The 21,372-nt window shown below is 63.6% G+C and carries 15 protein-coding genes; 11 read left to right on the top strand and 4 right to left on the bottom strand.

Annotated elements, in window-relative coordinates; translation table 11 throughout:
• Nucleotides 1-30: 30 nt before the first annotated feature.
• A complete protein-coding gene (locus ACTG4J_RS00270) occupies nt 31-381 on the bottom strand; it encodes a hypothetical protein (protein ID WP_439136466.1) in 351 nt (116 codons plus the stop codon).
• Between the two features lie 188 nt (nt 382-569).
• On the opposite strand from ACTG4J_RS00270, the gene ACTG4J_RS00265 reads away from it, so the two are divergent.
• The gene (locus ACTG4J_RS00265) at nt 570-1,121 is read left to right on the top strand and encodes a CGNR zinc finger domain-containing protein (RefSeq protein ID WP_439136464.1); all 552 of its coding nucleotides are present in this window, start codon (nt 570-572) and stop codon (nt 1,119-1,121) included.
• 78 nt (nt 1,122-1,199) lie between these two features.
• Nucleotides 1,200-2,378: a lytic murein transglycosylase gene (locus ACTG4J_RS00260; protein WP_439136462.1), complete on the top strand. Its 1,179-nt coding sequence runs from the start codon at nt 1,200-1,202 to the stop codon at nt 2,376-2,378.
• Between the two features lie 150 nt (nt 2,379-2,528).
• Here ACTG4J_RS00260 and smc read toward each other — a convergent pair whose 3' ends face one another.
• Nucleotides 2,529-5,984: a chromosome segregation protein SMC gene (gene smc / locus ACTG4J_RS00255; RefSeq protein ID WP_439136460.1), complete on the bottom strand. Its 3,456-nt coding sequence runs from the start codon at nt 5,982-5,984 to the stop codon at nt 2,529-2,531.
• Between the two features lie 353 nt (nt 5,985-6,337).
• Between smc and rsfS the strand changes: the two genes are divergently transcribed.
• Both rsfS and rlmH read left to right on the top strand, forming a co-directional pair.
• Entirely contained in the window at nt 6,338-6,682 is a 345-nt protein-coding gene (gene rsfS, locus ACTG4J_RS00250) for a ribosome silencing factor (protein WP_422239623.1), read from the top strand.
• 12 nt (nt 6,683-6,694) lie between these two features.
• Complete coding sequence (rlmH, locus tag ACTG4J_RS00245) at nt 6,695-7,165, top strand: 23S rRNA (pseudouridine(1915)-N(3))-methyltransferase RlmH (RefSeq protein WP_439136458.1); 471 nt, start codon at nt 6,695-6,697, stop codon at nt 7,163-7,165.
• Here the strand turns inward: rlmH and ACTG4J_RS00240 are convergent.
• Entirely contained in the window at nt 7,162-7,899 is a 738-nt protein-coding gene (locus ACTG4J_RS00240) for an ABC transporter permease (RefSeq protein ID WP_439136456.1), read from the bottom strand. The genes rlmH and ACTG4J_RS00240 overlap by 4 nt on opposite strands.
• A 173-nt stretch (nt 7,900-8,072) precedes the next feature.
• Between ACTG4J_RS00240 and ACTG4J_RS00235 the strand changes: the two genes are divergently transcribed.
• The 3 genes from ACTG4J_RS00235 to ACTG4J_RS00225 all read left to right on the top strand — a co-directional run bounded on the left by ACTG4J_RS00235 (nt 8,073) and on the right by ACTG4J_RS00225 (nt 12,843).
• The gene (locus ACTG4J_RS00235; protein ID WP_439136454.1) at nt 8,073-9,350 is read left to right on the top strand and encodes a sugar transporter; all 1,278 of its coding nucleotides are present in this window, start codon (nt 8,073-8,075) and stop codon (nt 9,348-9,350) included.
• Between the two features lie 11 nt (nt 9,351-9,361).
• A complete protein-coding gene (locus ACTG4J_RS00230; RefSeq protein ID WP_439136452.1) occupies nt 9,362-10,015 on the top strand; it encodes an ABC transporter ATP-binding protein in 654 nt (217 codons plus the stop codon).
• Between the two features lie 140 nt (nt 10,016-10,155).
• Nucleotides 10,156-12,843 carry a calcium-binding protein gene (locus tag ACTG4J_RS00225; protein WP_439136450.1) on the top strand — a complete coding sequence of 896 codons (2,688 nt, stop codon included), beginning with the start codon at nt 10,156-10,158 and terminating at the stop codon, nt 12,841-12,843.
• Here ACTG4J_RS00225 and ACTG4J_RS00220 read toward each other — a convergent pair.
• Nucleotides 12,796-16,521 carry a glycosyltransferase gene (locus tag ACTG4J_RS00220; protein ID WP_439136448.1) on the bottom strand — a complete coding sequence of 1,242 codons (3,726 nt, stop codon included), beginning with the start codon at nt 16,519-16,521 and terminating at the stop codon, nt 12,796-12,798. The two genes, ACTG4J_RS00225 and ACTG4J_RS00220, sit on opposite strands and share 48 nt — an antisense overlap.
• A 134-nt stretch (nt 16,522-16,655) precedes the next feature.
• On the opposite strand from ACTG4J_RS00220, the gene gpmI reads away from it, so the two are divergent.
• The 4 genes from gpmI to ACTG4J_RS00200 are packed head-to-tail and all read left to right on the top strand — an operon-like array spanning nt 16,656 to nt 21,154.
• Complete coding sequence (gpmI, locus tag ACTG4J_RS00215; RefSeq protein ID WP_439136446.1) at nt 16,656-18,188, top strand: 2,3-bisphosphoglycerate-independent phosphoglycerate mutase; 1,533 nt, start codon at nt 16,656-16,658, stop codon at nt 18,186-18,188.
• The gene (locus ACTG4J_RS00210) at nt 18,185-19,318 is read left to right on the top strand and encodes a murein hydrolase activator EnvC family protein (RefSeq protein WP_439136444.1); all 1,134 of its coding nucleotides are present in this window, start codon (nt 18,185-18,187) and stop codon (nt 19,316-19,318) included. Before gpmI ends, ACTG4J_RS00210 begins: the two co-directional genes overlap by 4 nt.
• Before the next feature lie 17 nt (nt 19,319-19,335).
• Complete coding sequence (locus tag ACTG4J_RS00205; RefSeq protein ID WP_439136442.1) at nt 19,336-20,670, top strand: S41 family peptidase; 1,335 nt, start codon at nt 19,336-19,338, stop codon at nt 20,668-20,670.
• Between the two features lie 4 nt (nt 20,671-20,674).
• Nucleotides 20,675-21,154 carry an RNA pyrophosphohydrolase gene (locus ACTG4J_RS00200; RefSeq protein WP_439136440.1) on the top strand — a complete coding sequence of 160 codons (480 nt, stop codon included), beginning with the start codon at nt 20,675-20,677 and terminating at the stop codon, nt 21,152-21,154.
• Nucleotides 21,155-21,372 lie beyond the last annotated feature (218 nt).

The following is a 21,372-nucleotide window of genomic DNA, read 5'->3' as shown; positions in this document are numbered from 1 at the left end:
CATCACCCCAGACCACATGGCAAAAGCCTATCAGCGCTGCGTCAAAAGCGCCACGGGCCGATTGTCGAGCGTCTCGAAATCGACCGGAGCGGTGGTGGTCGCGGCCGTGTTCCGCTTGAACTCGTAGCGCATCAGATCGCCCTGCTGTTCCGAAGCGACGATCAGCGCCTGATACAGATGACGCGCCCCGTCATAGATATCGATCAACCCCCGCAATCGTGGCGCATCGGCGGCATCGACCGAAAACCCATCCTCGGTCATCTCGAGAATCGGATAGGCTTCGTCACCGATATGCACCACCCGCGTGGCGCGGCGGCGGCGGGCTGATTTTTGCGCTGCTGCTAACTCGTCACGAACCGATTGTGGTAGGAAGCTCGACATCGCCGTGTCCTTCGGGATTGCGTCTTGTGGATAAAGTGGCGCTCGGCGAAATTTAGTCAATGATTTGAATATGCTGCAGCTGCAAACGTCACGCATCGGCCACATCCCCCTCTGGACGCGGGTGCGCCAAAGCCCCATGCTGCTCGCGCATAAGGCCAAACGACGCCCCAATTCGAATAGGTTCCGCGATGAGTACGACCCACGCGGGTCAGCCGATCCTGCATTTCCTCAACACCGTGCGCGATGACGGCAAGCAACGGCGCGAGAATAGCTTTGCCGACCCGGCGGATCTGCACCGGATGCTGATCGATGCCGGTCTGGCCAACGCCGATCATCCCGTGCCGGGGCCCGCGCAGATGCAGTCATTGCTGGCCCTGCGCGAGGCGGCCTATGCGGTTTTTTCCGCTATCGCCGCATCCCGCATGCCTGACCGCGAAGAAGCCTTGATGCTTGAGACGACGATCAAGGCGGCGGTGCAAGATGCCCAGCTTGTGTTCACGCCGGGGCAGCTTGGGGTCAGCGCCGGTCCGCTGGGGGGTATCCATGACCGCCTCGCCTTGGCGCTGTTCGATCTGCTGCGCGCCGATGATCTGGCGCGGCTGCGCGAATGCGCGCGCTGCACGCATTTGTTCATAGATCATGGGCGCGGGCCGGGGCGGCGCTGGTGCGCGATGACGCGCTGCGGCAACCGTGCCAAGCTTGCGGCCTATCGGCGCCGCCAACGCGACCAAGTCACCTGAAGACACGCGCGATGCTTGCAGGGCGGCGCATCCCTGTTAGGCTACGCATGTGGTGTAGTGCAGGAAATGGTGTGTGGTATGTTGCGTGGTGTAACGGTGGGCTGTTTTGCGTTGGGGCTGTCGGCGGGCGGCGCATGGGCCCAGCAATGTGGCGGCAACTTCAACCAATTCGTGCAAGAGCTGCGGGCCGAAGCGGCCCAGCGCGGCTATGATCGCGATACGATCGATGGTTTCTTTCGTCACGCCAGTTTCGATCAGCGCACCTTGGATGCGGACAGGCGGCAAGGCGTCTTTACCCTGCCCTTCACCGAGTTTTCGCGCCGCTTGATCAGCCAGAACCGCATCGATAATGGCCGCCGCAACGCCGAACGGCACAGCGCCACCTTCGACGAGGTCGTGCGCCGTTTCGGCGTCAGCCGCGGCATCTTGCTGTCGTTTTGGGCCTTCGAGACTGATTACGGCGCTTTTCAGGGTGACTATAATACGCTCGATTCCCTCGTGACGCTGGCCCATGACTGCCGCCGCCCCGACTTGTTCCGCCCCGAGGTCTTCGCCGCGCTGGAACTGTTTTCACGCGGCGAATTCGACCCCGTGAACACCCAAGGCGCATGGGCGGGCGAGATCGGGATGGTCCAGATGCTGCCCGAGGATATCGTGACCCATGCCCTCGATGGCGATGGTGACGGGCGGATCAATCTGCAAGGATCGCCGGCCGATGCGCTCTTGTCGGGGGCCAATATCCTGTCGTCACTGGGCTGGCGCGCGGGCGAGCCTTGGCTGGTCGAGATCACCATTCCCGCCACGCTGGACTGGTTCGAGACCGGCATCCACAGCGCCAAGCCCGTCACTGCATGGCAGGCGGATGGCGTGCGCGCGCGCAACGGCACCTTGCCCATGCCCAATGCGCAGGCCTCGGTCATTTTGCCCGAGGGGCGATTTGGGCCGGCTTTCCTTGCGTATCCGAATTTCAGCGTGCTGTTCGAATGGAACCAAAGCTTCACCTATGTGCTGACCGCCGCCTATTTCGCCACGAGGCTGGAGGGCGCACCGGTCTTTGATGCGCGCAACCCCGAGCCGGGCCTTTCACGCGAAGAGATGCAGGCGCTGCAACGCAAGCTCGAGGCGCGCGGCCATGATGTCGGCGGCACGACGGGCATTCTGGGCGCACGCACCCGCGCGGCCGTGCGCGCCGAGCAGCAACGCCTCGGCCTGCCCGCCGATGCATGGCCCACACGCGCGCTGTTGAACGCGCTTTAGGGCCGTTTTTCTTTACTTTCGGGTGAGAAAATGGAAATGCCGTCGGCTTACGGTAGGTGATTTCCCAAAGGTCTCACCTCCTTTCGCCACGAAGCGTCGTGGCGGGGGCAAGGTTAGGTGGGCATGGGGAGCAAGGGGTGGGTAGCGTGCTCAAGCCACCATCTGCTCGGCCTTTTTCAGATCGACCGAGACCAGCTGCGAAACGCCCTGTTCCACCATGGTCACGCCAAACAGCCGGTCCATCCGCGCCATGGTAACGGCGTGGTGGGTGATGACGAGAAACCGCGTCGCGGTCTGGCGCGTCATCTCGTCCAGCAGGTCGCAAAACCGGGTGACATTCGCATCATCCAGCGGCGCGTCGACCTCGTCCAGCACGCAGATGGGCGCGGGATTGGCGAGAAAGACGGCAAAGATGAGCGCAAGCGCGGTCAAGGTCTGCTCGCCACCCGACAACAGCGACAGCGTCGACAGCTTCTTGCCCGGCGGTTGGCACAAGATCTCGAGCCCCGCTTCCAGCGGATCGTCACTTTCAACCAAGACCAGCCGCGCCTCGCCACCACCGAAAAGATGGGTGAAGAGCTTGGCGAAATTGGCGTTCACCTCGTCGAATGCCTTGAGCAGACGCTCGCGCCCCTCGCGGTTCAGGCTGGAAATGCCGGTGCGCAGCTTGGCGATGGCCTGCTCCAGATCGGTCTTTTCGGCGGCCAGCGTATCATGCTCGGCCTGCACCTCGCGCGCATCTTCCTCAGCACGCAGGTTGACCGCACCCAGCGCGTCGCGCTGACGGCGCAGGCGTTGCACCTCGGCCTCGGTGTGATCCGAGGGTGGCAAGGGGTCGGGCAGATCGCCAAGGCTTTCGCGCAAGGCGGCGGGCGTGGTTTCCATTTCTTCGGCGATGCGTTGCGTGGCCGCTGCAACGCTTTCTTGGGCGGCGTCACGCCGCGCCTCGGCAGCGGCGCGGCCCTCGCGCGCATCGGATGCCGCGCGCTCGGCATCACGTTCGGCCCCGATGCCCGTGCGCAGGGCGCCCTCGGCGGTCGACAGCGCATCGGCAGCGGCTGCCTTGCGGACCTCGGCGGTGGTGATCTTTTCGGCAAGACCGGCGCGGGCAGCTGTCAATTCATCGGGTTTTGCGCGCGCAGCGGTCAGTTTCGTGTCGGTCTCCAGCTTGCGCGCCTCAAGCTCTGCCAGACGACCGGCGGCACTCTCGAGGCGCTTGTGCCAGCCGCCGACCTCGTCACCGATCTTGGCGATCCGCGTCGTGCGGCGCTCACCGTCGCGCTTGACCTCGTCATGCGCGGTACGGCGCGCAAGCATGGTCATGCGCGAGGCCTCGACCGTGGTGCGGATATCGTCGAGCCGGGCCTTTGCGGCATCGAGATCCTCCAGCTCGGCGCGGGCGCCTTCGGCACGGGAAAGCTCAAGTTGGGCCTCTTGCGCCTCGTCGGCATGGCGCGCGGCGGCCGATTGCAGGGTTTCCAACTTGCCTTCCAGCACGCTGCGCTCGGCCTCGGCCTTGGAGAGCATACGCGAGGTATCGGCCAGCCGCGTATCTGCCTCGCGCCGTGCCGCGCGTGCGGCACGATCCGCTTCGGTCAATTCGGCAAGGCGGGCGGCCAGCATCTCATGGGCGGAACGGGTGCCTGCGGCGCGGGCGGCGGCCTCGACCGCCTCGGCGCGCAATTCGGTCAGGCGGTTGACCTGCTCAAGCCTGCGCGCAGCGGATGACACAGCATCGGCGGCGGCGACAGCATAGCCATCCCAACGCCACAGATCACCTTCGCGACTGACAAGGCGCTGACCGGGCTGCAACAAGGGCTGCAAGCGCGCGCCATCGGCGCGGTCGATGATCCCGATCTGCGACAGACGCCGGGACAGCAGGGCAGGTGCTTGCACAACGCCCGCAATCGGGCGCGCGCCGCCGGGCAAGGGTGCGGGGGTGGCATAAGCATCAAGCGCACTCCAGCCAGACCCGCCCGCGACCTTGGTTTCCCCCGCTTTCAGATCATCGGAAAGCGCAGCACCCAGTGCCGCCTCATAGCCTTTTTCAACCGTGATCCGATCGAGGATCTGGTCGCCCTGCCCGCGCTCGCGTTCGAGCAACCGATTGAGCGACAACACCTCGGCTTCGAGCGTTCCGGCACGGCCTTCGGCATCGGCGCGGGCGGCGCGGGCGTCGGCCTCGGCGCTCTGGGCCTCGCTACGCGCGATCTCGGTCTCGGTCAGGGTCTCTTCGGCGCGCGCGGCCAGATCGCGGGCGGCGGCCAGCGCCTCATCGGCTGCGATCACATCGCGCGCAACCCCAGCCAGCCGGGCATCGGCCTCTTCGGCATGGCGCGCGGCTGTTTCGGCCTCGGCGGCGTGTCGGGCGCGGGCCTTTTGCGCGTCACTCACCCGGCGATCAGCGGATTGGTGGCGGGCCGAGAGGCGTGCGGCTTCCTCCGTGGCCTCGGCCAAATCCTGTTCGCGGGTCCGCAACACCCCCGCAGCCTCGTCGGCCGCGGCCAGTGCTGCGGCAAGGCGATCCTCATGGCCGGCACCCTCGGCAACGAGCGTGGCGCGCTCTTCCTCGAGCCGGGCGATGGTCTCGCCTGCATCGGCATTGAGCGCACCTTCGCGCGCGATATCATGGGTCAGCTGGTCCAGCCGCCCCTCAAGCGCACTGACCGCCTCACGCGCGCGGGCGATCTCGCCGTCCAGCCCGTCACGCTCAAGCGTCAACCGCTGCAAGATCGCGCCTGCGATCGCCTCTTCCTCGCGGAGCGGCGGCAGAGCGGCTTCTGCATTTTCGCGGGCAGCAGCGGCTTGAAGCGCCGCACCCTCGGCGCGGCCTGCCGTAGCTAGCGCCTCGCGCAGGACAGCCTCGGCGCGCAGAACACCTTGTTGCGCATCGCCCCAGCGCAGCCAGAGCAACAGCCCCTCGGCCTGGCGCAACTCGGCCCCAATCTCGCGGTAGCGCTGGGCTTGGCGGGCCTGACGGGCAAGTGTGGCAAGCTGGGCGGCGAGCTGTTCCAGCACATCATCGACGCGGGCAAGGTTGGTCTCGGCGCCTTTGAGCTTCAATTCCGCCTCGTGGCGGCGCTGATATAGGCCAGAAATTCCTGCCGCTTCTTCCAGCACCCGACGGCGCGCCTTGGGGCGGGCATTGATCAGTTCCGAGATCTGCCCCTGCCGCACCAGCGCGGGCGAATGCGCCCCGGTCGAGGCATCGGCGAACAACATCTGCACGTCGCGCGCGCGCACATCCTTGCCGTTGAGCTTGTAGGCCGAGCCCGCGTCGCGCGTGATGCGGCGGGTGATGTCGAGCGTATCCTCGTCGTTGAACCCCGCGGGCGCCAACCGCTCGGTATTGTCGAGTTGCAGCACGACCTCGGCGAAATTGCGCGCGCCGCGCGTGGCGGCCCCTGCGAAGATCACATCCTCCATCCCATCGCCACGCATCGCGGTGGGACGGTTTTCACCCATCACCCAGCGCAGCGCCTCGAGCAGATTGGATTTACCACAGCCATTGGGGCCGACCACGCCGGTCAGACCGTCCTGAATGATCAGATCGGTAGGATCGACGAAGCTTTTGAAGCCATTGAGGCGTAGCCGGGTGAAACGCATGGCGCGGCCCCTTTCGGGAAAAGAACGATTCTGAGTGAAAACCTTCCGGCCCTATGCTGCGTGAGTCAAGCGCCGGGCCACCGTATATAGCAAATCAACGGGGGTTATCCCCAATATATGCGCCATCACGCAATCGATATTGGTCGCGCGCCTGCGCACCGCCACATTCGGCGCGACGCCCGATACGCTGTTTCATCCAAGCCGGGTCATTGAGATCATGCCGATCTGATGCTACCTTAAGGCCAGCCCGGCGCCGGGGTGATCAGGCGCGCAGATAGGAGGATCGGGTCCTGACCGGACAGACCACCGCGGTGGCACAGGCCACCCCCCACCGGACCGCAGCCGCGGCCCAGATGGACGCACCAACCAGCGAGGAGCTGCTGGCCAGCGTTCTTGCATCACTCGATGACGACAAAGCTGAAGAGGTCGTGCAGATCGAACTGCGCGGCAAATCCTCGATTGCCGATTACATGGTGGTCGCCTCTGGGCGGTCCTCACGACAGGTTGCGGCGATTTCGGACAATTTGGTCGAGCGTCTGAAAGACAGCTATCGGATGAACTGCAAGGTCGAGGGCAAAGGCGCCGGCGATTGGGTCTTGATCGATGCGGGCGATATCATCGTTCATATCTTTCGCCCCGAGGTGCGCGAGTTCTATCAGCTCGAGAAGATGTGGATGCCTGCGGGCGGCACAGCCTGACGATAGCGCGCGATGCGGGTGCATCTTTGCGCGGTCGGGCGCTTGCGGGCCGGGCCCGAACAGGCGCTGATCGACGATTACCTGACACGGTTCGACCGAACCGGTCGCATGCTTGGCCTGACCTCGGGCGGCGTGACCGAGGTCGAGGATCGCAAGGGCGGCGGCATGCAGGCCGAGGCGGAGCTTTTGCGCCGGGCCGTGCCGCGTGGCACCCAACTATGGGTCATGGATGAGCGCGGGGTGCAGATGACGTCGCCGCAATTCGCCGATCACTTGGCGGGCCTGCGCGATGCGGGCCAAGGCGATCTGGCGATCTGCATCGGCGGGGCCGATGGCTTGGCCCCCGATTTCCGGGCCGAAGCGGCGATGGCGATCTCGTTCGGACAGATGGTCTGGCCGCATATGCTGGTGCGGGTGATGCTGGCCGAGCAACTCTATCGCGCAGCCGCGATCCTGTCGGGTGCGCCATATCACCGGGCCTAACGGTTCAGGATGTCCTGATAAAAGCGGCGCAAAAGCAACAGCCCGAAAAACAGCGTGATCAGCGACCACAGCATTACCACCGACACCGAGATGTAATCGGGCGCATAGGTCGGGTAGATGCCGGTGCGCGCCATGCCAGTGAAATGAATCCACGGCGTATACCACAAGATATCCTGCACCAAGGGCGGCATTTGCTCGTAAAGAAAGATCACCCCCGCGACCAAGAACAAGGGGCGCGTCATGATCCCCCATAAACTCGCCCATGCGGGGAAAAGCCCCATCAGGAAACAGTTCAGCGTACCAAGCCCGAGGCCGAGAAACGCCGCCAAGAGAACCGACAAGATGATCGGCCCAAAGCGTAGCGTCGCGGTGGCCTCGGTGAATTGCAGAATGCCCACGAAAACGATGATAAAGACCACCACCCCGGTCAGCAGGTTCAAGATGAACCGCGCGATGATCGCATCCAGCCACGACACCGCCGGATACATCAAAAGCGGTTTTGAAAAGCTGATTGCAGACTGCACGCTGCCCATGATCGTGGCCGAGATCAGGAACGGCAGGTAACCCGAGGCATAGAACAACAAGAAGGAATTGCCCAAGGGGGGCGAGCGCAGCAAGATCGAGAACACCACCGCCAACACGATCAACGCACCCAGAGGTTCGAGGATCGCCCAGACATAGCCACCCGGCGTGCGGCCATAGCGCGTCGACATCTCGCGTAGGATCAACGCCATGATCGCGCGCAACGCCGGGAAAGAGCGCAGCTTGGTGACCGTCCGACTGCCCGGAAGCGACGGCGCATATGGTTCGGGGCTATTTTGCACGGGCTCCAACAGGCTGGCATTGATTGCGCAGACTATGTATGAGCGAAAGAGTGAATTCAAACTATTGATATAAGGCGACGCAGTTGGCCAATACCGCGGGACCACAAGCCAAACCGGCACAGCCCGGGCCGCCGACGCCAGCGGCCAATGCCGCGCCCCCGGCAAAACCACCCGCCGCACCGGGCGCCGCGATGCCGCCTGCACCGGAAAAGAAGCAACAAAGCTTCAAGCCCGCAGGGCGACCGGCGCGGATGCGGCGACGGCATTACGGGCTTCTCTTGTCGTTCCTGATCATGGTCGTCGCACCTTTGTTCGTGACGATCTATTACCTCTACACCTATGCCCAGGATCAGTTCGCCTCGAGCGCAGGTTTCACCGTACGCAGCGACGAAGGCAGCGCCGCCACCGACATCATGGGCGGCTTGGCCCAGTTCGCCGGCACCAACACGAGCGCCGATGGCGATATCTTGTTCGAATTCATCACCAGCGCCGAGCTGGTCGGACGGTTGAACCAACGTGTCGATCTGCGGGCGCATTACGCAGCACCCCATGACATCGACCCGATCTTTACGCTTTCCCCCGATGCCGCCTTCGAGGATCTGGTGTCGCATTGGCAAGATGTCGTGCGGGTCTCCTACGGGCAAAGCAGCGGTTTGATCGATCTGCAGGTTTTGGCCTTCGATCCGGTGACCGCGCATACCATCGCCACGGCCATCGTCGAAGAAAGCCAATCGCTGATCAACGAGTTGAACGCCCAAGCCCGCGCCGATGCGATGCGCTTTGCCGAAAGCGATCTTGAGGCTGCGATCACCCGCTTGCGCCTTGCGCGCGAGGCGCTGACGCAGTTCCGCACCGAAACCCAGATCGTCGATCCCGAAAGCGATCTTCAGGGGCGCAATGGCGTGCTGAACAATTTGCAACAGCAATTGGCCGAGGCGCTGATCGAGTTCGATCTGCTTTCCGAGAACACCACCAACAGCAACGACCCAAGGCTGGTGCAGGCCCAGCGCAGGATCGAGGTCATCCGCGACCGCATCGGACAGGAACGTCAGAATTTCGCCACCGGCGATATCGGGCGCGACGGCCAGGACTACCCGACGTTGATCGCCCGCTACGAGGGGCTGATCGTCGATCGCGAGTTTGCCGAGAGCAGCTATCGTGCGGCCCTGACGGCGCTCGACGCGGCCCGCACCAATGCCGCGCGCCAAAGCCGTTATCTGGCCGTCTTTATCCGCCCAACCATCCCCGAAAGCGCCGAGTTTCCCCGCCGCGATGTGATCGCGGGCATGACGCTGTTGTTCTTGGTGCTTGGCTGGGCGACCGCCGCGCTGATCTACTATAGTATCCGCGACCGGCAATAAGGGGCGGCGCGATGATCCGCTTCGAGAACCTGACCAAGAGCTTCGAGGTCAATGGGCGTCGCAAGATCGTCATCGACAACTTGTCGCTGACGCTGGAAACCGGGCGATCCTTGGCGCTGTTGGGGCGTAACGGCGCGGGCAAATCAACGCTGATGTCGATCATCGCGGGTAATATGCGCCCCGATCGCGGGCGCGTTGTCTGCGACGGCACCATGTCTTGGCCGATTGGGCAGGCAGGGTCCATCCACCCGCAAATGACCGGGGCGCAGAATGTGCGCTTCATCGCCCGCGTCTATGGTATCGAGACCGAGGAGTTGGTCGATTTCGTGCAGGATTTCGCCCAGATCGGCGAACATTTCCACATGCCCGTGCGCACCTATTCCGCAGGTATGCGCGCAAGGCTGACCTTTGGCTTGTCACTTGGCATCAAGTTCGACACCTACCTGATCGACGAGGTGACGGGCGCGGGCGACGCCGCCTTTCGGTTGCGCAGCGTGGCCCTGTTTCACGAGCGCATGAAAACCTCGGACGCGATCATGGTGAATCATAACCTTTCCGAGTTGAAAGAGTTTTGCGACGCCGCCTTGATCTTGGAAAACGGGAAATTGGCGTTTTTCGAAGACCTTGACGAAGCGATCGAGCTGCACAAACGCAATCTCGCGTAACGTCGACACGGATAGGTTGCTGACAAGGTTAGCAGGACCGCTTCAATCCATACCGATTTTCCCATCATGACCATATTCCATTCCTGAATGCGCCCCACGGCGCGCCGAGCCTGTCCCCATTGCGCTGCGAGGGGTAAGCGATGCCGCGATTGACCGTAGGGGCTCAAGTTCAGACCGGCCAAACCATCCTTGATCACGGGATCACGGATCTCTTGCTGCACATGACGGACACCGGCCCCATGCTCTACACCACTTCGGGGCCAACCGGCGGGATCGCGGCCTTCACGATCGGGGGGAATGGCACACTCAGCTTGAGCGATTTCACGCATTTCGACCCGGCACTGTCGCACGCGATCATGGACAGGCTCACACTTTTGGAAACGGTCAACGGCCCCAGCTTGGTGGTCGCCGGTGATCCGGATGCAGGGCTGACGGCACTGACGCTCGACGGGGCGGGCCGGATCGGCGGCCAAAGCCAGCTGAGCGGGCTGCTAGGAGTCGATTCCAAGGTGCTGGATCTCGACCAGATGGGCGGCAACATGCTTTTCCTCGCGAACCCCGGCATCGGTTCGATCCAAGCCTACAGCATCGACGCGAACGACCCCAACGGAACGTTGTCGCGCCAATTCACCGTCACGGATACGCCGGCGATCTATGCCGATTCCGTCTTTGCCATCGACGCGATCACATTGGCCGGTGACAGCTACCTGATTGGGGCAAGCCGGACCGAGCAAGGCGTGACAGCCTATCGCGTCACCCCGACGGGGCTGATCGCGACGGGCAATCTGGGTGTGGCCGAGGGTATCGGCATGATGACGCCGACCGCGCTTGAAACCATAACAATTGGTGGGCGCAGCTTCGTGTTGGTCGCGTCGGCCCCCGGCGATGGCATGGGCCAATCCGGCGCGATCACGGTCATGCAACTGCTCAGCGACGGAAGCTTGGCAGCGACCGATCATGTGATCGACACCAAAGCGATGCGCTTTGGCATGGTGCAAAGCCTCGAGGTGGTCGAGGCAGGCGGCTTCACCTATGTGCTGGCGGGCGGCGGCGATGATGGGATGACCCTGTTTCTTTTGCTGCCCAATGGGCGACTGCATCTGATGGATGTGCTTGCCGATGACTTCGGCATCGGGCTTGAGAATATCACGGCGATCACGACCATGCGCACGGCAAGCCGGGTCGATATCTTCGTCTCGTCGCAGATCAGCGCCGGTGTGACCACCCTTGCCTTTGACGCGGCAGGCAATGGTCAAATGCGAATGGCCACGGCGGCGGGCGGCGATCTGGTCGGCAGCGGCATGGACGATATCTTGATCGGCGGGTCCGGTGATGACCGCATCATGGCCGGGCAAGGCGCGGATATCATCGAGGATGGCGCCGGCAATGACACACTGACAGGCGGGGCGGGTGCGGATCGCTTCATCCTGCGCGCGGACGGGGGGCGCGATACGATCACCGATTTCGAGGCCGGACGCGACCGGCTGGACCTGTCCGGATGGCCCTTTCTCTATGACCCATCGCAATTGACCATCCAGCCGACCTTCAATGGCGCCTTGGTAATCTGGCGTAACGAGCTGTTGGTGCTCCAGACACAGATGGGCACGCCCCTGAGCGCGGCCCAAGTCATCGCCGCCGTGATCACCGCCCCCGATCGCAGCCCGATCCAATTCACCCTGCCAGAAGATCCCACCGGTCCGACGGAGGGTGCCGACAGCTTGGACGGCACGAGCGGCGCTGATGTGATCGACGGTCTTGGTGGCAACGACACGATCGACGGTTTGGGCGGGGATGACACCATAACGGGTGGGGCGGGTTTTGATCGGCTGATTGGCGGCAATGGCGATGACAGCCTGTCGGGCGGCGCGCAGGCCGATAATCTTTTCGGCGACGTGGGCAATGACACCCTCGATGGCGAGGCCGGCAATGACCGCCTCTTCGGCGGGCTGGGCCATGACAGCCTGATCGGTGGCGAAGGGGGTGATCTGCTGATCGGTGATGGCGGCAACGACACGCTCAATGGCGGGGCCGATGATGACCGGCTCTTCGGCGGGACGGGCTTCGACCTGTTGCACGGCGGTGCGGGCGCGGACCAGCTCGATGGCGGCGCGCAGGCCGACAACCTTTATGGCGAGGCGGGCAACGACACGGTCTTGGGCGGCGATGGCAATGACCGCCTCTTCGGCGGCGAGGGCGATGACAGCCTGTCGGGCAGCACGGGCAATGACGCGCTCTTCGGCGAGGCGGGCCATGACACGCTCACCGGCGATACGGGCTTCGACCTGCTGCGCGGTGGCAATGGCGATGACAGCCTGTCGGGCGGCGGGCAGGCCGACAATCTCTTCGGCGATTTCGGCGATGACACGCTCGATGGCGGGGATGGGTTCGACCGGCTCTTCGGCGGGGCGGGCCATGACCTGCTGTTGGGCGGGGGCGGGCCGGATGCGCTGTTCGCCGAAGCTGGAAACGACACGCTGATCGGCGGGGATGGCGATGACCGGCTTTATGCGGGCGGCGGTTTCGACCGATTGGAGGGGGGCGCGGGCAACGACCAACTCTGGGGCAATTTCAACTGGGATATCTTCATCTTCGCCGACGGGCATGGGCAGGACACGATCGGCGATTTCGAGGCCCGCAACCCGTGGGAGCGGATCGACCTTTCGCAGATCAGCGCGCTGTCGGGCTTTGCCGACTACACCGCCTTCGCCGCCACGGGCGCGGTCACGACCACGGCGGGCGGGGTGCTGATCGACACCGGCAGCGGCAATTCCATCCTCCTCTCAGGCGTCACCCTCGCCGATCTCGACAATACAGACTTCATCTTCTGAGGTCGGGTGCAGCGTGGCCCTTGATGCCAAAATGCGTTGGTAGATCGCATGGAGTTGATCCGTCTGTGCCTGCGCGGAACGTAGCGGGAGGCGATGGACAGGCGGCGACAAGAACCGGACAGGGTCGGCATCTATCTTTGCAAGTGCGTTCATCATCCCACGGTGATCAGCCACATCCACGACAAAGCCATTCTCGTTCTGCACGATATCTTGCCCGATGGCGCCACGGTCGGAGGCGACGACCCACAAACCTGCGGCGAGCGCCTCGCGCGTGACCAAGCCATAACTTTCGGGCCAGATCGACGGCGCAAGCACTACATCGAGTGCGCCGTAGAGTGTGCCAACCTGTGTTAGCGGAACACGCGGCACAAAGGTCACAGGGGTGCCGTTCCAATCCTCATAACGCACACGTCCGCTGGGAAGCGCGTGATCGACCACCAACAGATCGAGATTTTCGAACCGCTTTGCATGCAAGGCCGCACGCAGCAGATGGTACCCCTTGTGCCGCGCAGCGCCGCCGATATGGCCCAATCGCACCCGACCCGGTGGACCACTCACGCGCGCAACTGCAGTGGCCGCGGCCAGCCCGTTCTCGACGACCTCTACCCGATCGAGGCCCGCTTCGCGATGCAAACCCGCGAACGACTCCGACACTGCAAGAACGGCTGCAGCATCGCGCAGCGCGCGCGCGGCGATACCGCCACGTTCCGACAAATCGGCACGATCTTCGGGACGAAAGCTGTAAATCTCCGCCTCCCCCTCGGGCGACAAGATGAACTGGTGTGGCGAAACCCACCAACCGTCATGCAAGGTCACAACATAGGGAAGCCTGCGGCGACGCAGGCAATCGACCACCGAGGCAGTCAGACGCTGCAGGCAATGCAGATGCACAAGATCGGGTGCGATCCGGCCGATCAAACGGTCGATGACATCGGCCATGCGGTGATCGCGGATCTCCATGTTGTCGATCCCGTCGCGCGCGGTCACCGTCCAGATCCGGACACCGTCATGCGCGTGACATCCGATCTCGTAGGGGCGCTCGCCCCCCTCCAATGTGGCGAGGATGTCGATCTCGTAGTCATCGCCATAACGCGCGACCAAGTCACGGACATTGTCATGCACCACGCGCGTCGCGCCGCCGATATCCTGCGGCGGGTAGAAAACATTCACGATCAACAGCCGCGTCTTGCCACGGCCCGTTGGCGGGCGAATGGCGGCAAAGATCGCGTCGAATTGCGCGCCCATCGCGGGCAGCCCGTAATCCTTGACGACCACAGCCTGCGCTGCGGCCCCGATCCGACCGCGCAGATCGGCATCATCGATCAGGCGCAGCAATGCGGCGGCAAAGCTCTTGCGATCCTGCGCGAAAAGCCCCGTCTGCCCGTCGATGATCACATCGCGATAGGTCGCTGTCGGATTGACGACGGAAGGGATGGCGAACATCGCGGCTTCCATCCATTTGATCTCGCTCTTGGCATCGGTCAGAACCGAGGGTTCCAATACGGAGAGGTTGATATCCGCCTCGGCCAAGGCGGCGCAAAACCCTTCGAAATCCCAGATCGGGGCAAGCAGGCGAATATCGGGATGGGCCGGGTCGAGATGCTTGAAGGCGGGGAAATCGCCCATGATGCGGATCTCGACCTTGCCGGGCCGGGCGGCCAGCACATCGGCGAGGGCCGGTTCCAGCATATCGGTGAACACGGCCTTATGCGCCTTGGTGCCCGAACCGTAGAAGATGACGAGCTTTTCGCCCCTGTCAGCCGCCGCTGTCGCTTGATGCGCAAGTGCCGCCATATGCGCCCGGCCAAGCGCGTTGCGATGGGTAAAGGCCATGCCGCTGCGCACGATGCCCTCCATCGCGTCACGGATTGTTGGTGTCGAGGCGATGCCGTGGGAACACAGGCTCATCGCATGGCGGAACAGTGGCACACCGCAGGCTATGGCCGCGTGATCGCGCCGCGTGATCTGGCCCCCATAGCTGGCCAATGGCGGCGGAAAGACCGCCGGATCGAAGATCAGATCGTCGATGTCGTAAAATGTCGCCAGCCCTTGGCGTGCGGCATCCACAATCAGATCGATGATCGGCAGAAAGGCGGGAACCCGCATGAAGATCACGGCGTCATATTGATCGAGCCGCCCGCGCAAGAGATCGAGGTCGAGCCCCTGGAGATACAATTCGGTGCTGTAGCCCGCCGCGCGGAGCTGGTCGATTTTTTGATCCGCGCGATAGAGTTTGCACTGGTAGATATCGTCATTGGCCAAGATCGCCACCCGACGGATCGGCCCGCCGCGTTCCGGCGCGGTGAAGGGCGGCGTATAAAGTGCCAAGGCCTCGGCCAGCATCGCCTGCAGCTCGGCGATGGGGCGCCTTTCGATCCAGCTGGATAGATCGGACCAGATCGTGTTGAAGATGGCGCCGCCCAGATCCCGGCGGCGGCGCCGTAGGGCGACATCGCCGAACAATGCGGCGGGCAGATCGCGACACACTTCGAGCGCTTCGGACAGGCGGTTCTGGACGACCAGCCGTTCGGCCAATGTGATCTGATTTGCACCCGCGTCGAAGCCGTTGGGAACCGCGCGGCGCAGTTGCGTTTCGGACGCGATCCGGTTTTGGGGATGGATCAGATCGGCCAGATCGAGGCTGGCACGCGGATCGCCGGGCGCGTGATCAAGCACCCGCGACAAAAGCCATTCGGCCGTCGCCGTATCGCCACTGCGCCGCTTGTGGCGGGCAAGATCGGTGAAAAACCCGACCATTCCGGGCGCTTCCATGTCAAATACCGACGCACCCGGCATCGGCACTGTCGCAAGATGGGAAAGCGCCTCGGGCGTGGTGGCATCTGCTTCCAGATCGGCAGAGGCAGCGACGAAATCGGGCAAGCCCGCAACCACCGCAGGCACCAGATCGACACCGGTACACATTTTGAACCATGCGTGCGGGTTTGCATGCGCCCCTGCCCGCAACCCCACCCGCGCCCAATGCAAACGCAGCGCCACCTCATCGATATCGGGGGGCAAGGCGACCTCGGCCAAGGCGCAAGCATCACGATAGAAAGCGAGGTCAAGCCCATGCTCGGGGTGCGGCGCAATCCCATTGGGAAGTCCACGATCGCAAAAATGCGCAATCGCACCAAGCCGGTCATGCGTGCTTGGGGCATGGCCCGCAAGGGTGGCGGTCACCAAGTAATATTCATGGTCGAAAATCTGCGCAAGCACGGCGCCGTTCAGCCCCTTGCTTGCCCATAGATCACCCTCATGCAGCAAGATCTCCGAGTGGCAGAGTCCCGATTTTCGCAGCCGCGCCAGCGCTTGGCGCGCGCTTAGCCCGTCGGGCAGATCGACATTGTGGGCCAGACGCACAAAGGACCGGCTCCAACGGTCAGGGCTGGCATCACGGCCTTCGGCATGGCCGTATTCCAGATAGTGAAACACCGCCTCACCCGGGCTGGCGACGACATCGGCGACATCGGGATTGCGCGTCAGATAGGCCCCGACGCTGAAATCCTGGGCCAAGAGCGCCGCCTTTTCGTGGCGCCCAAGCACCGATGCCACGGTCCGCCGCCGTACCGCGTTACGATACCAGATTTGCCATTCAAAGGCCGAGTCGCCCCGCCCGGCCAGCTTGGCGATGCGACCACTCAAACGGCGCAAGACCTTTGTGGTTCCCAACTCGATCATGTCGCGCGAAAGCCCGCTTTAATCATCTAAAGTTTTGACTTAGCGTGACTTGGTCGTGCTGTCACCCATTCACGAATAGGTAGCGCGGCTTGCGCCTTGACCCGACGCTGCCTAGAACCGCGACCAAGGAGGCCATGATGCCGATTGATCGCCCATACAAACCCGTGGTGCTGTGTATCCTCGATGGCTGGGGCATCGGCCCAAGCGCGGTGGGTAACGCCCCCCTGCTGGCCCAAACCCCGTATTTCGACAGGCTGATGGCCGATTGCCCCCATGCGAGGCTGATCACCCATGGCCGAGCAGTCGGCCTGCCCGAGGGGCAGATGGGCAATTCAGAGGTGGGCCATACCACCATCGGGGCGGGCCGCGTGGTGCCGATGGATCTGGTGCGCATCGACGAGGCGGTGGAGACAGGCAGCCTTGGCACGGAACCCGCGCTGCTGGATTTCATCACGGCGCTACGCCAAAGCGGCGGGGCGGCGCATCTGTTCGGCCTTGCCTCGACCGGCGGGGTGCATTCGCAGCATCGCCATATGATGGCCGCCGCCAAAACCCTCGCCGGGGCAGGCATCAAGGTACATATCCACGCCATAACCGATGGCCGCGATGTGGCGCCGCGTTCGGCCCTCGACTATCTGGCCGAAATGACCGCCGCGATGCCCGATGGTGCGGGCTTTGCCACAGTGATCGGGCGCTATTTCGCGATGGACCGCGACAATCGCTGGGACAGGATCGCGCGCGCCCATACCGCCATGGCGCAGGGCGAGGGCAGCTTTGCCGCCGACACAGCGGCACAAGCGGTACAGATGGCCTATGCGCGGGGCGAGAACGACGAATTCATCCAGCCCACGATCCTTGGCGGTTTCGCAGGGATGCGCGACGGTGATGGCATCTTTTGCCTGAACTTCCGCGCCGATCGCGCGCGTGAGATCTTGTCGGCCTTGGCCGATCCCGATTTCGACGCCTACGACACCGGCCCGCGCGCCAAATTCGCCGCCGCCTTGGGCATGGTCGATTACTCTGCCGCCCATAACCGCTACATGACGGCGGTCTATCCCAAGCAAGAAATCCGCAACACGCTGGCTGAATGGGTCGCGGCGCAAGGATTGCGCCAGTTCCACATCGCCGAAACCGAGAAATACCCCCATGTCACCTTCTTCCTGAACGGTGGCAAGGAAAGCCCGGTTCCAGGCGAAGATCGGTACATGGCCCAATCGCCCAAGGTGGCGACCTATGATATGCAGCCCGAGATGTCGGCACCCGAGGTGAGCGATCACCTCGTTGCGGCGATCGGGGCGGGCTACGACCTGATCGTGGTGAATTTCGCCAATCCCGACATGGTGGGTCATACCGGTGATCTAGCCGCCGCGATCCGCGCCTGTGAAGCGGTGGATGCGGGGCTGGGCCAGGCGATGGCCGCCGTCGCCGCGGCGGGTGGCGCGATGATCGTGACCGCCGATCACGGCAATTGCGAAACCATGATCGACCCCGTCACGGGGGAACCGCATACTGCCCATACCACCAACCGCGTGCCGGTCATCTTGTTCGGCGGACCTGCGGATGCGCGGCTGCGCGATGGAAGCCTTGCCGATTTGGCCCCCAGCCTGTTGGCGCTGATGGGGCTACCCCAGCCCACCGAGATGACAGGGACATCATTGATCGAATGAGCTTGCGTGCCATCACCTTGGCCTTTGTGTTGTTGGCCAGCCCTGTTCGGGCAGAATTCGACGCCGGCCAAACCGCCGCGCAGGCGGCTGAGATGCTTGAGCAAGCGGGCTTTGCGCTGCTCGCGGCGCAAGGGGCGCGCGACCGGGTCGAGGCGCTGACCCAAACCGTGCGCGCCTATGAAGAGGGGCTCTTGGCGCTGCGCGAAGGCATCCGGCAAGCGGCGCTGCGCGAACGCACGATCTTGATGGCCTTCGATGCCGAAAGTGACCGGCTGTCGCGCCTGCTTGGGGTGCTGCAAAGCATCGAGGGCGCACCCGCGCCGGTCTTGCTGATGCATCCCGAAGGCCCGCTTGGCACGGCGCGCGCGGGTATGATCTTGTCCGAAGTCACACCCGCCGTCGCGGCCGAGGCCCGCGCGTTGCGCGCACAGCTCGAGGAATTGGCGGCCTTGCGCGCGGTGCAGGACAAGGCGTTGCGTGACTTGAGCGATGCGCTGCAACGCGCGCAGGACGCGCGCACACAGCTGAGCCAAGCCATCGCCGAGCGGCGCATGCTGCCCGAGAATTTCCTGAGCGATGACCTTGCCATGACCCAACTGGTCAATAGTGTCGACTCGCTCGACACATTGTCGAGCTTGCTGGCGCAAACGCCGCCGCCCGCATCCCCCGACTTGCCCGATTTCATCACGGCACGCGGTGTGCTGCCCCTGCCGGTGCTCGGCACACAGCTTCGTGCCTTTGGCGAGGCTGACGCCGCAGGTGTCGCGCGGCCCGGTCTGCTTTATGCCACGCGAGCGGGCGCATTGGTCACGGCGCCATGGCCCGCATCGGTGCGCTATGCGGGGCCGCTGCTGGATTACGGAAATGTCATTATCCTTGAACCGGAAGCGGGCTATCTGCTTGTGCTGGCCGGCCTCGATACCGTTTATGTGAAGACAGGGGTGGTCATCCCGGCAGCCGCTCCCTTGGGTCTCATGCCCGGGGGCGCGGTGAGCGACACCGAAGAATTGATCGTCGCGACCCTGCAAGGGAGTGGCGCTGCCCTCTCGGAAACGCTTTATATGGAATTGCGTGAAAACGGTGTGCCCGTCGATCCGGCGGAATGGTTCATCGGGAGCGGGCGCAACTGAGACGAAGGATGGATGCAATGAATAAGCTGATCATCGCCGCCATATGTGGCATCACGGGCGGGGTCGCGCTGAGCACGCAGGTCGCAGGGCCGCTGATCGCGCAAGAGGACCGTGCCAATGCCTCGGTCTATGAGCAGCTCGACCTTTTCGGCGATATCTTCGAACGCATCCGCGCCAATTATGTCGAGGATGTCGACGAGGCCGCGCTGATCGAAGCGGCGATCAATGGCATGCTTACCTCGCTCGATCCGCATTCCAGCTACCTGCCGCCCAATGACTTCAGCGATATGCAGGTCCAGACACGGGGTGAGTTCGGCGGTCTCGGGATCGAGGTGACGCAAGAAGATGGCTTTGTGCGCGTTATCACGCCCATGGATGACACCCCGGCAATGGAAGCCGGCGTCGAGGCGGGCGATTTCATTACCCATGTCGATGGTGAGGCGCTGCTCGGCCTGACATTGGAACAGGCCGTCGACATGATGCGCGGGCCGGTCGGCTCGGAGATCACCATCACCGTGGTCCGCGAAGGCCGCGATCAGCCCTTTGATATTACGATCGTGCGCGACCGCATCCGCCTGACGGCAGTGCGGGCGCGGCTTGAAGGCAATACCGCAATCGTGCGCGTTTCGACCTTCAACGATCAGACCTATCCCAATCTCGAAGAAGGTCTGCGCGGCTTGATCACTGATATCGGCGGCCTTGAGAATCTGAACGGTGTGGTGCTTGACCTGCGCAACAACCCCGGCGGGTTGCTGAGCCAGGCGATCCGTGTTTCGGACGCCTTTCTCGATCAAGGCGAGATCGTCTCGACCCGTGGCCGCCGCCCCGAAGATGGTGAACGCTACAACGCCACACCTGGCGACCTGATCACCGAACTGCCGATGGTGGTGCTGATCAACGGCGGCTCTGCCTCGGCATCGGAAATCGTGGCGGGCGCGCTGCAAGATCACCGCCGCGCCGTGGTCGTCGGCACCAACAGCTTTGGCAAGGGCTCGGTACAGTCGATCATGCCGCTTGCGGGCAATGGCGCGATGCGTCTGACGACATCGCTTTACTACACGCCCTCGGGCCGCTCGATCCAAGCGCTGGGCATTGCGCCCGATATCTTGGTCGAACAACGCCCCGCCGTGGAAACCACCGAGGATGAAGAAGAGGCCCAAAACCGCCGCAACGAGGCAAGCCTGCGTGGGGCGATCGAGAATTCGACCCTGTCCGAGGATGAATTGCGCCAACTCGAAGAGGAACAGGCAATCGCCGAGGCGACAGCCCGCCTGCGCAACGAGGATTACCAGCTGGCCTATGCCATCGACATCCTGACCGGCCTCAACGCGCTTGGCCCGCGGGGCAACTGACCCGGTGACACCCGAAGACATCGCGCGCCTGCCCTATCGGCCCTGCGTCGGCGTGGTCTTGACCCATGCCGATGGCCGCGTCTTTGCCGGCCAACGCGCCGATATGGACACCCCCGCATGGCAGATGCCACAGGGCGGCATTGATGATGGTGAAACCCCGCTGGAGGCCGCCTATCGCGAATTGCTGGAGGAAACCGGGGTAGGCCGTGATGCGGTGCGGCCGGTGGCCGAGACCGCCGATTGGCACCACTACGACCTGCCGATCGATGTCGTTCCGACCCGCTGGAAGGGCCGCTATCGCGGGCAAGCGCAGAAATGGGTGCGTTTCGAGCTGACCGCGCCCGATGGCGTGATCGACCTGACGCATCAGGATGTCGAATTCTCCGACTGGCGCTGGATGCGCGGGGCGGAATTGCTGGAACTGATCGTGCCCTTCAAACGCCCGATCTACCAAGCGGTTCTGGCCGAATTCGGGTTGCTCTGATCGCCACATCAAAAGCGTTGCGTGCCGTCAAGGATCGCGGGGTGCGCGCGTAGCATACTGTGCAGGCTGTTTTTCCATGTGGGGATGGGCCAACGATGGCGGCCCCCTCTCCGAAAGGGCCTGTCGTGAAGCTGATCGCCGCCGTGATTCTTGGTTTTTTTCTGATATGGCTGTCGGGTTGCGCCGCTACGCCGCCCACCCGTTACCCGATTTCGGGG

It is taken from the genome of Roseicyclus sp. (genome assembly GCF_965662675.1).
Classification (GTDB): domain Bacteria; phylum Pseudomonadota; class Alphaproteobacteria; order Rhodobacterales; family Rhodobacteraceae; genus Roseicyclus.
Note: the sequence above shows the minus strand (reverse complement) of the source record. Positions and strands in the feature narration are given on the sequence as shown.